The 13,747-nt window shown below is 75.0% G+C and carries 12 protein-coding genes; 6 read left to right on the top strand and 6 right to left on the bottom strand.

The genetic code is table 11. From position 1 onward, the window contains the following. Positions 1 to 12: 12 nt before the first annotated feature. The 3 genes from ACZ7KF_RS17645 to ACZ7KF_RS17635 all read right to left on the bottom strand — a co-directional run bounded on the left by ACZ7KF_RS17645 (position 13) and on the right by ACZ7KF_RS17635 (position 3,739). Positions 13 to 1,488, bottom strand: a complete 1,476-nt coding sequence (locus tag ACZ7KF_RS17645; protein WP_471075069.1) for a glycoside hydrolase family 18 protein — start codon at positions 1,486 to 1,488, stop codon at positions 13 to 15. Positions 1,489 to 1,634: 146 nt separating this feature from the next. Next, positions 1,635 to 3,038 (bottom strand): sensor histidine kinase, encoded by a 1,404-nt coding sequence (locus tag ACZ7KF_RS17640; RefSeq protein ID WP_471075066.1) that lies wholly within the window; start codon positions 3,036 to 3,038, stop codon positions 1,635 to 1,637. Continuing rightward, the gene (locus ACZ7KF_RS17635; protein WP_471075063.1) at positions 3,035 to 3,739 is read right to left on the bottom strand and encodes a response regulator transcription factor; all 705 of its coding nucleotides are present in this window, start codon (positions 3,737 to 3,739) and stop codon (positions 3,035 to 3,037) included. The genes ACZ7KF_RS17640 and ACZ7KF_RS17635 overlap by 4 nt, the downstream gene beginning before the upstream one ends. Before the next feature lie 98 nt (positions 3,740 to 3,837). On the opposite strand from ACZ7KF_RS17635, the gene ACZ7KF_RS17630 reads away from it, so the two are divergent. Further along, complete coding sequence (locus ACZ7KF_RS17630; RefSeq protein ID WP_471075060.1) at positions 3,838 to 4,347, top strand: hypothetical protein; 510 nt, start codon at positions 3,838 to 3,840, stop codon at positions 4,345 to 4,347. Positions 4,348 to 4,543: 196 nt separating this feature from the next. Here the strand turns inward: ACZ7KF_RS17630 and ACZ7KF_RS17625 are convergent, their stop codons facing one another. Then, positions 4,544 to 5,410, bottom strand: a complete 867-nt coding sequence (locus tag ACZ7KF_RS17625; RefSeq protein WP_471075057.1) for a spermidine synthase — start codon at positions 5,408 to 5,410, stop codon at positions 4,544 to 4,546. A gap of 34 nt (positions 5,411 to 5,444) precedes the next feature. Further along, the gene (locus ACZ7KF_RS17620; protein ID WP_471075054.1) at positions 5,445 to 5,855 is read right to left on the bottom strand and encodes a hypothetical protein; all 411 of its coding nucleotides are present in this window, start codon (positions 5,853 to 5,855) and stop codon (positions 5,445 to 5,447) included. 266 nt (positions 5,856 to 6,121) lie between these two features. Here ACZ7KF_RS17620 and ACZ7KF_RS17615 point away from each other — a divergent pair, with 266 nt between their 5' ends. Continuing rightward, positions 6,122 to 7,567: a hypothetical protein gene (locus tag ACZ7KF_RS17615; protein ID WP_471075051.1), complete on the top strand. Its 1,446-nt coding sequence runs from the start codon at positions 6,122 to 6,124 to the stop codon at positions 7,565 to 7,567. Positions 7,568 to 7,796: 229 nt separating this feature from the next. Here ACZ7KF_RS17615 and ACZ7KF_RS17610 read toward each other — a convergent pair whose 3' ends face one another. Next, positions 7,797 to 8,393, bottom strand: coding sequence for a histidine phosphatase family protein (locus ACZ7KF_RS17610; protein ID WP_471075048.1), 597 nt, complete (start codon positions 8,391 to 8,393; stop codon positions 7,797 to 7,799). Positions 8,394 to 8,652: 259 nt separating this feature from the next. Between ACZ7KF_RS17610 and ACZ7KF_RS17605 the strand changes: the two genes are divergently transcribed. Genes ACZ7KF_RS17605 through ACZ7KF_RS17590 form a run of 4 tightly spaced genes read left to right on the top strand, consistent with a single transcriptional unit; the run spans position 8,653 to position 13,655 of the window. Then, positions 8,653 to 9,597, top strand: a complete 945-nt coding sequence (locus ACZ7KF_RS17605) for a phosphatase PAP2 family protein (RefSeq protein ID WP_471075045.1) — start codon at positions 8,653 to 8,655, stop codon at positions 9,595 to 9,597. Then, a complete protein-coding gene (locus ACZ7KF_RS17600) occupies positions 9,494 to 10,738 on the top strand; it encodes a hypothetical protein (RefSeq protein ID WP_471075042.1) in 1,245 nt (414 codons plus the stop codon). Before ACZ7KF_RS17605 ends, ACZ7KF_RS17600 begins: the two co-directional genes overlap by 104 nt. After that, positions 10,729 to 12,318 carry a hypothetical protein gene (locus ACZ7KF_RS17595; RefSeq protein ID WP_471075040.1) on the top strand — a complete coding sequence of 530 codons (1,590 nt, stop codon included), beginning with the start codon at positions 10,729 to 10,731 and terminating at the stop codon, positions 12,316 to 12,318. Before ACZ7KF_RS17600 ends, ACZ7KF_RS17595 begins: the two co-directional genes overlap by 10 nt. Beyond that, positions 12,315 to 13,655 (top strand): AAA domain-containing protein, encoded by a 1,341-nt coding sequence (locus ACZ7KF_RS17590; RefSeq protein ID WP_471075037.1) that lies wholly within the window; start codon positions 12,315 to 12,317, stop codon positions 13,653 to 13,655. The genes ACZ7KF_RS17595 and ACZ7KF_RS17590 overlap by 4 nt, the downstream gene beginning before the upstream one ends. Positions 13,656 to 13,747: the final 92 nt, after the last annotated feature.

Genomic DNA, 13,747 nt, shown 5'->3' with positions numbered 1-13,747 from the left:
GGGGGTCCCGGGTCAGTTGAAGGCGCCGAACGCCTTCGAGAACGCGGACTTGTCCTGGGTGATCGAGCTGCACGTGGCGTCGGCGGTGGGCTTGGGGCCGCCCTCGCACTGCTTGTCGCGGGTCGCGGACCACATGGAGAGCCAGCCGAGGCCCTTGGACTTGGCGAAGTTCACCAGCTGGGTGGCGTCGTCGACCTTGAACACCTCGGAGGAGACGTCGTTGACGCCGATCATCGGGGTGACGGCCACGGCCTTCCAGGCGGCGGGGTCGGACAGCCCCAGCACGCCCTTGACCTGGGCCTGGGTGGCCGTCGCGGCCTGCTCGGCGTAGGTGCCCATGTCGCCGCTGTACGAGGCGCCGTAGTCCATCGCCATGATGTTGACGGTGTTGATCCTCACGCCGTTGGACTTGGCGTCGGCGAGGAGGCCCACGCCGTCCTGCGTCAGGCCCTCGGGCATCACCGGCAGGGTGAAGGAGACGTCCAGGCCGGGGTGCTGTGCCTGGAGCTTGGCGATGGCCTGGGCACGGCGGGTGTTGGCGGCCGTGTTCGGCAGCGCGCCGCCCTCGACGTCGAAGTCGACCTTGGTCAGCTTGAACGCGTCGACGGCCTTGCCGTACGCCGCCGCGAGCGCGTCCGCGGAGGAGCAGGTGGTGGCCAGTTCGGAGCCGGAGGCACCGCCGAAGGAGACCCGGACGTCACCGCCCTTGGCGCGCAGCGAGCCGATCTGCGCGGCCACGCCGTCGGCGGTGAGGTCCGTGACGCCGCCCCACTTGGGGGTGCAGCCGCCGCCGTCGGTGACGAAGGCGAGGTTGTAGTTCTTCACGCCGGTCGCGTCGGCCGCGCCGAGGAGGTCGAAGGCCGGGTAGAGGCTGGTGTCGACATAGGGGGCGAAGCCGGCGGAGGCGGTCGTGCCGCTGCCGGTGGTCTGGGAGGGCGTGGGGGTGGGGGTGGGGGTGGACGACGTCTTGGTGGGGGTGGGGGTGGGGGTGGACGTCTTGGTGGGGGTCGGCGTCGGGGACTGGGGTTCGGTCGGGCGGCCGCTCGGCTCGGGGGTGGCACCGCCGTCCGCGGAGCACTGGGCGTCGTCGATGCGACAGCCCGTCGGGTCGCCGGTGCCGCTCACCACGAACCCCACGGTCACCGACTTGCCGGGGGCCAGGCCGTCGGTGTCCCAGGTGGCGGGCTTCACGGTGACGTGCCGGCCGCTGACGCTCGACTCGCCGTTCCACAGGGAGCTGAGCTGGGCGTTGGCCGGGAGGTCGAACTCCAGCGTCCAGGTCTTCTCGCTCTGGCCGGTGTTGTTGGTGACGACGTACTGGGCGGTGTAGCCGGTCGACCAGTCGCTGGTCCTGGTGTACGCGGCGTTCACACCGGCCGCGTTGGCCGTGCCCGTGAGCAGGACCGCGGCGCCGCCGACCACGGCCGCGGCCACCAGGCCGCCTATCGCCTTGTTCCTGCCACTGATCCTGCGCCGGTGCGTGCTCATGCGCGTGCCTGCCTTCACTGCTCACTGGGGGTGCACAGGGATCTCCGGGAGGGGTACCGGGTCCTGTGGGGTGTGGCAGCACGCTAGCGAGCCCGATTCGGACAAAGGGCGCGTTCGAGGCCGGTGTTGCAGACCTTATGGTGCGCTTAAGGAAGCGATCGGGATCGGTTAAAGGTCGAGACCAGTCTGCCGCGCCGGCGCCGGCGCACCTCGCCCCGGTGGCCCCGGCGGGCCGGCTCCCGGCCGTCCAGCTGGAACCAGATCCGCACCTCCGTGCCGCCCAGCACCGAGGCGCCGATACGGACGTCCCCGCCGGTGGACTCGGCGAGTCTGCGGACGATGTCCAGGCCGAGGCCGGTCGAGCCGGTGGTCCCGGAGCCCCGGCCGCGGGCCATCGCCGCCTCCGGGTCGGGTATGCCCGGGCCCGCGTCGGAGACCAGCACGATCACCGCGTCCTCGGCGTTGTGCACGTCGACCGCGAAGGCGGTGCCCTCGGCGGTGTGCCGGAAGACGTTGCCGAGCAGCGCGTCGAGTCCGGCGGCCAGGTCGGCGCGGGCCACGGGCAGCCGCACCGGCCGGTCGACGCCGGCCACCCGCCAGGTGCGGCCCTCGTCCTCGGCGAGCGCGGACCAGAACTTCATGCGCTCGCGCACCACTTCCGCCGCGTCGCAGCCGGCGCCGGGTCCGGCGGGCGCCGTCTGCGGCTTGGCCTCCCGGGCCGTCCGGATGATGGTGTCGACCTCGCGCTCCAGCTGGGCGACGGCGGCCCGGGTCTGCTCGGCGGCCGGTCCGGCGCCGAGGGAGGCGGTGTTCAGCCGGAGGACGGTGAGCGGGGTGCGCAGCCGGTGCGAGAGGTCGGCCGCCAGCTCGCGCTCGTTGGCGAGGAGTTGCACCACCTGGTCGGCCATGGAGTTGAACGCGACCGCGGCCAGCCGCAGTTCGTCGGGCCCCTCCTCCGGCACCCGGGCGCCCAGCTTGCCCTCGCCCAGCTCGTGCGCGCCCTCGACCAGCCGCCGTGCCGGGCGCACCATGCGCACCCCGAGCCGGTCGGCGACCGCGACCGAGCCGACGATCAGCGCGAGGCCGACGGCCGCGAGCACCGCCCAGGCCGTGCCGACGCCGTTGGTCACCTCGGACTCGGGGACGTACACCTCGACCACCGCGATCGCGCCGGAGCCGAGCGCGACCGGCTGGAGCAGGGTGGAGCCGCCGGGCACGGTGGTGGTGGAGGCGCGGCCGAGTCCGCGGACGGCCTGGATGTCGCGGCCGGCGGCGCGCTGCCGGCCGAGGTCGAGCGCGGCCCGGCCGTCCGCGGCGGGCAGATGGACCGCCATACCGGCGTCGGCGCCGGCCGAGGCCACCACCCGCTCCAGCTTGTCGCGGTCGGTGGTGATGGACAGCGCGGGCGCGACGGCGGCGGCCTGCCGTTCGGCGCCCGCGAAGGCGCGGTCGCGGGCCATCTCCTTGACGACCAGGCCGAGCGGCACGGCGAAGGCGACCACGACCATGGTGGTGACCGCCAGACAGACCTTGACCAGCGCCCATCTCATCGCGGCGCCCCGTCCAGCGGGGGTTCGAGCTTCACGCCGACGCCCCGGAGCGTGTGCAGATAGCGCGGCCGGGCGGCCGTCTCCCCCAGCTTCCGGCGCAGCCAGGACAGATGGACGTCGATGGTCTGGTCGTCGCCGTAGGACTGCTGCCAGACCTCGGCGAGGAGTTCCTTGCGGGCGACGACCACCCCGGGGCGGCCGGCCAGGAAGGCGAGCAGGTCGAACTCGCGGCGGGTGAGGTCGAGCCGGACGCCGTCCAGTTCGGCCTGGCGGCGCAGCGGGTCGACGGTGAGGCCGCCGACGCGGAGCACGGACGAGGGCGGGGTCTCCGCGCCGCCCGAACGGGACCGGCGCAGCACGGCGGCGATCCGGGCGGAGAGGTGCTCGACGGAGAACGGCTTGGTGAGATAGTCGTCCGCCCCGGCGTTCAGCAGCCGGACGACCTCCGTCTCGTCGTCCCGGGCGGTGGCGACGATGACAGGCACGTCGGTGATGCCGCGGAGCATCTTCAGGGCCTCGGAGCCGTCCAGATCGGGCAGTCCGAGGTCCAGGATGACGACGTCGAAGCTGAAATGGGCGACCTCGCGCAGCGCCTCCAGCGCCGTACCGACACTGCGCACGGTGTGTGCGGCGTCGGTCAGATGCCGGATGAGCGCCGAGCGTACGAACTGGTCGTCCTCGACCACGAGCACACTTGCCATGCGCCGCACCGTACGCCATGCGGACGGCACCGGGCGGGCGCCTGTGGACAACTCGGGGCATGTGCGTACCGGGGTGTCCCTGGGGCAGTATGGCGCCGATGCGCAGAGGACTCGTACACGTACTGGCGTGGCTGCTCGCGACGGGAGCGGCGGTCACGCTGTCGTGGTGGGGCGTGCACACGGTGATGGCGGGGACGGCGTACGACCCGCCGCGCGCCCTGCCGGTCAGGGCCGCCGACGCGGCCACGCAGCGCTCGAAGCCGCCGGATCCGCCGTCCCCCCGGCCGGCTCCGTCGCGGAGCCCGTCCTCCAGGCCCTCGGCCCCCGCCTCCTCCCGGCCGCCGGCCCCCGGCCCGTCTCCCACCACCTCCGCCCCGGCCGCCTCCGGTCACGTCAAGGCTTACGACACCGACGGCGGCCGGGCGGTGTTCGACCTGGGGCCGGCCGATGCGACGCTCGTCTCGGCCACCCCGGGCACCGGCTGGTCGATGCAGGTGTGGAAGACGGAGAGCTGGATCCGGGTGGAGTTCAGCCGGGGCGCGGACCGGGTGTCGGTGTTCTGCACCTGGCACGACGGGCCGCCGCGGGTCGAGGTCGGGACCTACTGAGCGCGTCGTTCCGGCGGTGAGGGGTCCGCGGCCGGCAGCGGGGTCCTAGGGCCTCTCGTTTGGATCATGCCGGGCTCGCGGGCCCTGGCACCGCGCCTCGCCGCGTTGTCGTCGGTTGCCATGGCGCCCTCCTCCGCCTTGCGATGCACGGCACCGGACCCCGCTCCCTGATCCGGCCTGATCCAAACGAAAGACCCTAGCGGAACACCGAGGGCGGCGGCGCCGGGGAGGCCACCGCGGCCTCGTCCGTCACGGGGACCGCGCCTCCCGCGAAGTCCGTGAGCCGCCTGCCGTGTTCGACCCGGCCGGGATGCGGGTCGGAGGCCGCACGGCGGGTGAGTTCGGCGAGGGGCAGCGGGAGGTCGGAGGCGGCCAGGATCGCGTTGCCGAAGCGCTTGCCGCGCAGCACGGCCGCGTCGGCGATCAGCGCGAGTTCGCCGAACCGGGCGCCGGCGGTGGCGATCTGGCCGCGCAGGTGGGCGAGCGGCGGACCGTCGGCGAGGTTGGCGGTGTAGACACCGGACGGCTTCAGGGCGCGGCGGACCTCGTCCAGGAACTCGGTGGAGGTGAGGTGGGCCGGGGTGCGGGCGCCGCTGAACACGTCGGCGACGACCAGGTCGGCCCAGCCGTCCGGCACCTTGGCCAGGCCCTCGCGGGCGTCCACCGCCCGCACCCGGATCCGCGCGCCGGGGTCCAGGGGCAGTTCCCGGCGGACCAGCCGGACCAGGCTCGCGTCGCGTTCGATCACCTGCTGGGTGGAGCGGGGCCGGGTGGCGGCGACGTACCGGGCGAGGGTGAAGGCGCCGCCGCCGAGGTGCACGGCGTGCAGGGGTCTGCCGGGCGGGGCGACGAGGTCGATGACATGGCCGAGGCGGCGCTGGTACTCGAAGGAGAGGTACGCGGGGTCGTCGAGGTCGACGTGCGACTGGGGTGCCCCGTCGATCAGCAGTGTCCAGGCCCGGCCGCGGTCCGGGTCGGGGACGAGCTGCGCGAGCCCGCCGTCGACCGGCTCCTCGACGGCCGCGGCGGCCGACCCGCGGCGGGTGTTCCTGGTTCTGCCCATCCGCCCATTTTCGCAGCTGCCGCGGGGGCGCGCGTCAGCGGCAGCTGTCGGCCGCCTCGATCAGCCGGGCCGCCTCCCCCAGGGCCCGGCGCAGCACCACCGGATCGGTGGCGAGGTCGGCGTCGCCCGGCGGCAGCAGCCAGTCGGAGCCCTCCACCGGCGGCTCGGGGTTCAGCCGCAGCCCGCGGCCGTCCGTCTCGGTGCAGGTGCTGCCGGGCACGTCCCAGCAGGCGGCCGTGCCGGCCGGCACCAGGAAGTGGAGGGTGCCGCAGCCGTCGTCGTGCAGCACGGGCCCCACCGCGTCCGCGGCCCCCCGCCGCAGGATGTCGACCGCCTCCAGCCCTTGCCGGGCCGGTACCGTCACGAGGTCGCATGCCGGGTCACCCGCCGCGGACGCGGGCGACGACGGCGACGTACAAGGTTCGTTGCTCTGGCTGGTCTCCATGCCGGCCTCCACCACACAGCCCTGTTGCGGTCCGTGGAGTCCAACGCGCGAGCCCGTCAACGGCTACGGCACAAGTGCGCCGCAAAGGATGGCACTTCATGGCAGATCGTGCATGAGATATCCGGTTTGTAGCCAAACACCGCGTGGCGGGCCCGTCACAGCAGGTACGTTCATGCCCGCCGGAACCAGAGCGTCACACGGGCAACTCGTCCCGAAATCGTCTCGGTCCCGGCATGGTTCGACGGTTCGCACGAGAGGACCCGGCCATGGCGTCGTCAACGGTGACCTCGTCACAGCCCGAACGGCCACCGCGGCCGAACCTCGCCTTCCGGCGGCTGCGCGGCCGGCGTTCACCGGCCGAGTTCGCGGCGCTGGTGCGGCGGGCCGCGCGTGAGATCGGTGAGCGGGTGAGCTGTGACGCGCGCTACATCGGCCGAGTCGAGGCGGGCGAGATCCGCTGTCCCAACTACGCGTACGAGCGGGTGTTCCTGCACATGTTTCCCGGCCGCACGCTCACCGACCTCGGCTTCGCGCCCCGCTCGTCCGTCCGCGGACGGACGGCGCGTACGGCCGCGGAGCCGCCGGAGGGGCCGGCTCCGGACGCGGGGTCCCGTGAGTCGGGCGGGATCCCCGATCCGTATGACCCGCAGGACCCCCACGAGAAAGACCCCCTGAACCACGAGGAGAGCGACGTGCTGCGTCGCGCATTCATGACCGGCGGAGGCGCCACGGTCGCCGCCGCCACGCTGGCCCCGCTGGGGCTCACCACCGGTGCCACGGCGGCGGAACGGCCGGCCCTGCGCGCCGGAACCCCCGAGGCGACGGCGCTGGAGGAGGCCGTCCGCCGCATCCGGCTGCTCGACGACCGGCACGGCGCGGACGGCCTCTACCAGCGCGCGGCGGCTCCGCTGCGCGCCGCCTACGCGCTGCTCGACGCCGGCGCCACGCGGCAGACCACCGTCGACCGGCTGCACGCGGGCGCCGGTGAACTCGCCATCTCCGTGGGCTGGCTGGCCCACGACTCCGGCCGCTTCGACGACGCGCGCTCGCACTACGCGGAGGCGCTGGCCACCGCCCGGATGACGGGGGATCCGGGGCTGGAGGCGCACGCCTTCTGCAACACCGCCTTCCTCGCCCGGGACACGGGCCGCCCCCGGGAGGCGGTCCGGGCCGCGCAGGCCGCGCAGCGCGCCGCCCGGCCGCTCGGCTCCGCCCGGCTGATGTCACTGCTGGCGCTGCGTGAGGCGGGCGGCTGGGCGGGGCTGGCCGACCGCACCGGCTGCGAGCAGGCACTGGTCCGGGCGCAGGCCCTCTTCTCGCGGGGCCGTTCGGACGCCGACCCCGAGTGGATGAGCTTCTACGGGGAGGCCGAACTGGAGGGGCTGGAGGCGCAGTGCTGGTCCACGCTGGGCGACTGGCGGCGGGCCTCGCGGCACGCGCGGCGGGCGGCACATCTCCAGGATCCGCACTTCACGCGCAACATCGCGCTGTACACCGCGGAGCTGGCCGACGACCTGGCCCGTGAGGGCCGCCCCGACGAGGCGGCGCAGGCGGGGCTGCGGGTGCTGTCCCTGCTGGACCAGGTGCAGTCCTCGCGCATCCAGACGATGCTGGCGGGCACGGCCCGGGTGCTGCTGCCGCACCGGCGGGCGTCGGGGGTGTCGGAGTTCCTGGACCGGCACGCGTCCGTGCCGAGGACGGGGAAGGCGTAGGCCCCGTCGTGGGGGGGGGCGGCAGATCACCGGTCGGCGGGCCGCGGTCGTCCCCGCCGGGCGGGGACGACAGGTCGCCGGTCCAGTCCCCGCCGTGAGGGGGCGGCAGATCACCGGTCGGCGGGCCGCCGTGGTCCCTGCCGTGAAGGGGCGGCAAGTCGCCGGTCCGCGGGCGCGTGCGGGCTGATCGCGCGGTTCCCCGCGCCCCTTCGGGGCGCCGGGCAACCGGTCACACCGTCAGGTGCCCCACGTCGTTCCAGCTCTCGATCGCCGGTTCGCCGTAGGCCCAGCCCAGGACGGACAGCGACGTCGGGTTCAGGCGGATCCGGGCCGCGAAGTCCAGCGGCAGCCCCAGCCAGCGCGCGCCGATGGACCGCAGGATGTGGCCGTGGGCGAAGACCAGCACGTCACGGTCGGCCGACCGCGCCCAGGACACCACCTCGTCCGCGCGCGCGGTGACCTCGGCCACGGACTCGCCCTCCGGGACCCCGTCGCGCCAGATCAGCCAGCCCGGCCGGACCGCCTGGATCTCGGCCGGGGTCATCCCCTCGTACGCGCCGTAGTCCCACTCCATCAGCGTGTCCCAGTGCGCGGCACGCTCGCCGAACCCGGCGAGTTCGCACGTCTCACGCGCGCGTGAGAGCGGGCTGGTCCGCACCTCCGCGCCCGCCAGCCCGTCCAGCGGGGCCCGGTGCAGGCGCTCGCCGAGCAGCTTGGCCCCGCGTCGGCCCTCCTCCAGCAGCGGCACATCGGTCCTGCCGGTGTGCTTGCCGGACAGCGACCAAGCGGTCTGTCCGTGCCGGGCCAGCAGGATGCGCGGTGCCATGGGAGACCTCTCCGGGAGAGCGCCGTGCCGCCGCACGGGCGCCACGGACGACACAGGGGTGGACAACAAGTGGATTCGGTCCCTCCATCATCGCGCACCCCGCGCCGAGGCAACCCGCCGGGCGGTCTCGGCGTCTTCGAGGGCTGAACGCGGCGCCGGACGGGACCGGAGTACTTCTCCTGGGCGGCGCGGGGACACCGTAAAGTGGCACGGTCGCCCGCCGGGGCGGACCGCACAGCAGAAGGGGGAGGGCGATCGGATGCCGCAGACCGAGACACCGGGCACCGAGGTGTCCCCGCGATCCCGGCTGCGCTGGTGGACCGAGCTGCCGCTGATCCTGCTGGTCTACGGCTGTTACTCGGCCGGCCGGCTCCTCGCGCGCGGTGACGTCGCCGGCGCCGTCGACCACGGCCTGGCCCTGCTGCGTATCGAGAAGGCCCTGCACCTCAACGCCGAGCACCCGCTGAACCGGCTGTTCACGCGGGAGGCCTGGCTCGGGGTGCCCGCCGACTTCTGGTACGCCTCGCTGCACTACCTGGTCACGCCCGCCGTCCTGATCTGGCTGTTCCGCGCGCGTGCCCGCCACTACCGGGCGGCCCGCACCTGGCTGATGACGTCGACGTTCATAGGCCTGATCGGCTTCACGCTGCTGCCGACCTGCCCGCCCCGTCTGCTCTCCGCCGGCCACGGCTTCGTGGACACCATGGCCCAGTACAGCTCGTACGGCTGGTGGGGTGGCGAGGCCAGCGCCCCGCGCGGCATGGGCGGCATGACCAACCAGTACGCGGCGATGCCGAGCCTGCACGTGGGCTGGGCGCTGTGGTGCGGTGTGATGCTGTGGCGCCACGGCGGCACGCGCCTGGCGAAGGTCCTCGGTGTCGTCTACCCGCTGCTGACCGCGCTCGTCGTCATGGGCACCGCCAACCACTACTTCCTGGACGCGGTCGCGGGCGCCGCCGTGATGGGTGTCGGCCTCCTGCTGGCGCCGCGCGTGATGCGGGGCCTGGACCTGGTCCGCGCCCGGCTGTCCCGCCGCGGCACACCGGTCACGGCCGGCACCGGTTCCCCGATTGTCAGTGCCGGATGCCAGACTTCCGCGGGTGAGCGAATTCCACGGCAGCGCGAGTCGCAGCTCGACCCCGCGGCCGGACCGGACGCCTCCCCCAGCGACGCGGGAGAAGGGGCTCCGGCACCGGCTCGCTGAGCTGCGCGGTCCCGACGTACCGGCCAAGTCCCTGGACGCGCGCGCCCTCGCGGCGCTCGCCGCGAACCCCGGGTGCGCCCGGCGGGCGATCCTGGACGGCGCGGGGGTGGACAAGGCCCGGCTGGCCACCGCGCTGGGCGCGCCGTCCGGCTTCGGGCAGTCCCAGTTCGCGCTGACCCGCGGCAACGCGTTCGAGGCGCGGGTGAAGGCCGACGGGGGCGCGGAGCTGCTGCGGCTGGTGCACGACCGGCTCGACCCCGGCGCGGAACCGCCCGCCGGGGCGGCCGTGCCCGACCTGACCGCGCACGGCCCCGAGGGGCGTACGGCGCGTACGGCGCTGGCGCTGCGCGAGGCCGCGCGGGCCGGCGGCTGGACACTGCTGGACCATCCCATGCTCGCCCTGGACGTGGCGGGTTCGCTCGCCTTCCTGGAGCCGGACGCGGTGGTGGTGCACCCGGACGGCAGCTGGTCGGTGGTGGAGATCAAGTCCTTCCCGATGGTGGACGGCGCCGCGGACCCGGCGAAGGTCGGCGCGGCGGCCCGCCAGGCCGCGGTGTACGTGCTGGCGCTGGAAGAGGTCGCCGCCCGTCTCGACCCCGCCCCGCGCGTCCACCACCGGGTCCTGCTGGTGTGCCCGAAGGACTTCTCCAACCTGGCCGCGGCCTCCGCCGTGGACGTCCGCAAACAGCGTGCGGTCACCGCGCGCCAGCTGGCCCGGCTCACCCGGATCGACGACATCGCCGGCACGCTGCCCGAGGGCACGTGCTTCGCGCCCGACCGGCCCGCCGAGGAGCTGACGGCGGCCGTCGCGGCGGTGCCGGCGAGCTACGCGCCCGAGTGCCTGTCCGCCTGCGAACTGGCCTTCCACTGCCGGGACCGGGCCCGCTCGGCCGGCGCGGTCACCCGCCTCGGCCGGCCCCTGCGGGCCGAACTGGGCGGCCTGACCACCGTCGAGGAGGTCCTCGCGGCGGCCCGCGGCGAGACCGGCGACCCGGACGACCCGGCGGTGGCCGCGCTGCGCCGGGCGGCGGCGCTGCGCGCGGAGGCCCTGCGGAGCGCCGACGAGGCGGCGGCCCTCCGGTCCGAGGCCGCGGTCCCGGGCGCGGCGGCGGCCCCCGTGGCGGTGACCACATGTCGCTGATCAGCACCCTCGCCCGGCTGGAAGCCGTCGACAGCGGCCGGGCCCAGCCGGCCGCGACCGTCCGGCACCGGCATCTGTCCGACCGGCCGCTGGTGTTCGTGCCGCTCACCACGGCCGGTGAGACCGGCGCCCCGCTGGGCGCGCTGGTCGGCACCGACCGGGACGCGCCCCGGCTGCTGGTCGTGCCGCAGCCCCGGGACCGCGATCTGCGCTTCGCGTTCCTCGCCGACCTGGCCGATGTCGTGCTGCCCCACATCGACGCGTACGCCGCGTCCGTGGAGGCGGCCGAGCGCACCGAGACCGACCCGGAGACCGGCAAGCGGGTCAAGGTGGAGGCCGAGCTGTGCGCGGACGCGCCGCAGCTGATCGTGCCGAGCCGCGCGGGCCTGGACTTCGTGCGGCTGCTGGGCCGTTCGATGCGGTTCCGGCGGACCGTCGAGCAGGACCCGGACGCGCCCTATCCGGCGCCGCCCCGGGTGCCGCTGCTCGGCCGCTGGCTGACCCATTACGGCGAGCGGGCCCGGGTGCCCGGCTCCTCGCTGCTGCTCGCCCTGACCGACGTGCTGTCCCGGCACTGGGCGACCGGTCAGTCCGGACTGGAGGACCAGCACCTGGGCGCGCTGCTCGCCTGGATCGACCCTCCGCAGGGGGCGACCGGCGCCGAGGCCGCCCGCCGGGCCGAGCTGGCGCGGGACGCGGCCGGGCAGTTGCTGTGCCCGCCGGCCGGTCCCGCCACCGACCCGGCGTTCGACAACAAGCTGCTGGCCCCGGCGATCGAGCGCTACGACCGCGCGCGTACGGCGCTGGCCGCGGCCGAGGACCCGCTGGAGGCCGACGACCGGCTGGCCGCGCTCACCGCGGCCGAACGGGACGTCCGCGACCTGGTCGAGAGCCGCACCCGGCCCACCTGGGACGCGGTGTGGCGGGGCCTGGACCTGCTGCGGGCGCTGTCGGCGGGCGCGCACGTGGAGGGGCGCTGGACCCGGGACCGCTGGTCGTTCACCGGGCACCGGGACCGGGTGCTGGCCGGCGAGCCGCCGCAGCCGCGCCGGGATGACGCGGTGACGGCGGCGAACAAGCTGGCCACGCGCGAGCGTGAGCAGGCCCGGCTGGAGGCGCAGGAAGCGCTGGACGATCCGCTGGTGATGGCGGAGCGGCGGCTGGCCGGCGAGGCGTTCGCGGGCGAGGTGACCGACGTCGTGCCGGCCTACAGCGAGGGCAGGCGGCCCAGCCCGCGTCCGCTGGTGACGATCCGTACGGCGGACCGGCCGCATCTGGCGGAGCGCGCGAAGGTGTACCGCTCGCTGAACGGCAGGCCCCAGTCGGCGGAGTTCGTGGGGTACGAGGACGAGGGCGTGCTGGTGCTGCGGATCCTGGACAAGATGGGCCGCGGCAAGGAGCCCGAGCCCGGGTCCGTGCCGGCGAAGGGCGACCGGGTGTGCTGCACGCTCTTCGAGCACGAGCAGCGCGGCGGGGCGAAGCTGCCCGACCCGGAGGAGACCCCGTGGACGCACGGCGGGCCGCCGGGCGAGCGCTCGCCGGAGGCCCCCGACGCCGTGACCGAGGAGGACGTGCTGTGACGACCGTCGACTTCGATCCCGGAGCCGCGGCCGGCCGCGCCACCGACGCGATCCTCCACGACACGCTGCACGGCACCGAGCGGGGCGTGGTGGTGGACTCCCCGCCGGGCGCCGGCAAGTCGACCCTGGTGGTGCGCGCGGCCCTCGAACTCGCCGAGGCGGGGCGCCCGCTGATGGTGGTGGCCCAGACGAACGCCCAGGTCGACGACCTGGTGCTGCGTCTGGCCGAGAAGAACCCGGAGCTGCCCGTCGGCCGCCTGCACAGCAGCGACGCCGACGCGTACGACAAGGCGCTGGACGGCCTGCCGCAGGTCCGCACGTCGGCGAAGGCGGCCGACCTGAACGGCCTGCCGGTCGTCCTGTCCACCGCCGCGAAGTGGGCGCACGTGACGGCGGACGAGCCGTGGCGGCACGCGATCGTGGACGAGGCGTACCAGATGCGCTCGGACTCCCTGCTCGCCGTGGCGGGCCTGTTCGAACGGGCGCTGTTCGTGGGCGACCCCGGGCAGCTGGACCCGTTCGCGATCGTGGGCAGCGAGCAGTGGGCGGGCCTGTCGTACGACCCCTCGGCGTCCGCGGTCACCACGCTGCTGGCCCACAACCCGGACCTCCCGCAGCACCGGCTGCCGGTCTCCTGGCGCCTGCCGGCCTCGGCGGCCCCGCTGGTGTCGGACGCGTTCTACCCCTACACGCCCTTCCGCAGCGGCACGGACCACGGCGACCGCCGGCTGACCTTCGCGGTCCCCTCCGACGGCTCCGGCCCCGACCGGGTGATCGACGAGGCCGCGGAGTCGGGCTGGGGCCTGCTGGAACTGCCCGCCCGGCACACCCCGCGCACGGACCCCGAGGCGGTCCGGGCGGTGGCCACGGTGGTCCGGCGGCTGCTGGACAGGGGCGGCGCGGCGGTGTCGGAACGCGCACCGGACCGGCCCGCCCCGCTCACCGCCGACCGCGTCGCCGTGGGTACGGCCCACCGCGACCAGGCGGCGGCGGTCCGTACGGCGCTGGCCGACCTGGGCGTGCCGGACGTCACGGTCGACACGGCGAACCGTCTCCAGGGCCGCGAGTACGACGTCACGGTCGTCCTGCACCCGCTCTCCGGCCGCCCCGACGCCACCGCCTTCCACCTGGAGACGGGCCGCCTGTGCGTCCTGGCCTCCCGCCACCGCCACGCCTGCATCGTGATCTGCCGCGCCGGTGTGACCGACCTCCTGGACGACTACCCCTCCACGGAACCGGTCCAGCTGGGAACGCTGGTGAAGTTCCCGGACGGCTGGGAGGCCAACCACGCGGTCCTGTCGCACCTCGCGGAACACCGAGTGTCCTGGCGCCCCTGACACCGCTCCGTCCCGCGCCGACAGGCGGCCGGCACGGCACCGCCCCACCCCGCTGGACGGAGTCCGGTACGCCGCCGCAGGCGGCGTCCGCG

It is taken from the genome of Streptomyces sp. NPDC038200, from assembly GCF_055600785.1.
The sequence above is the reverse complement of the archived record's forward strand: the minus strand, read 5'-3'. Positions and strand labels throughout refer to the sequence as shown.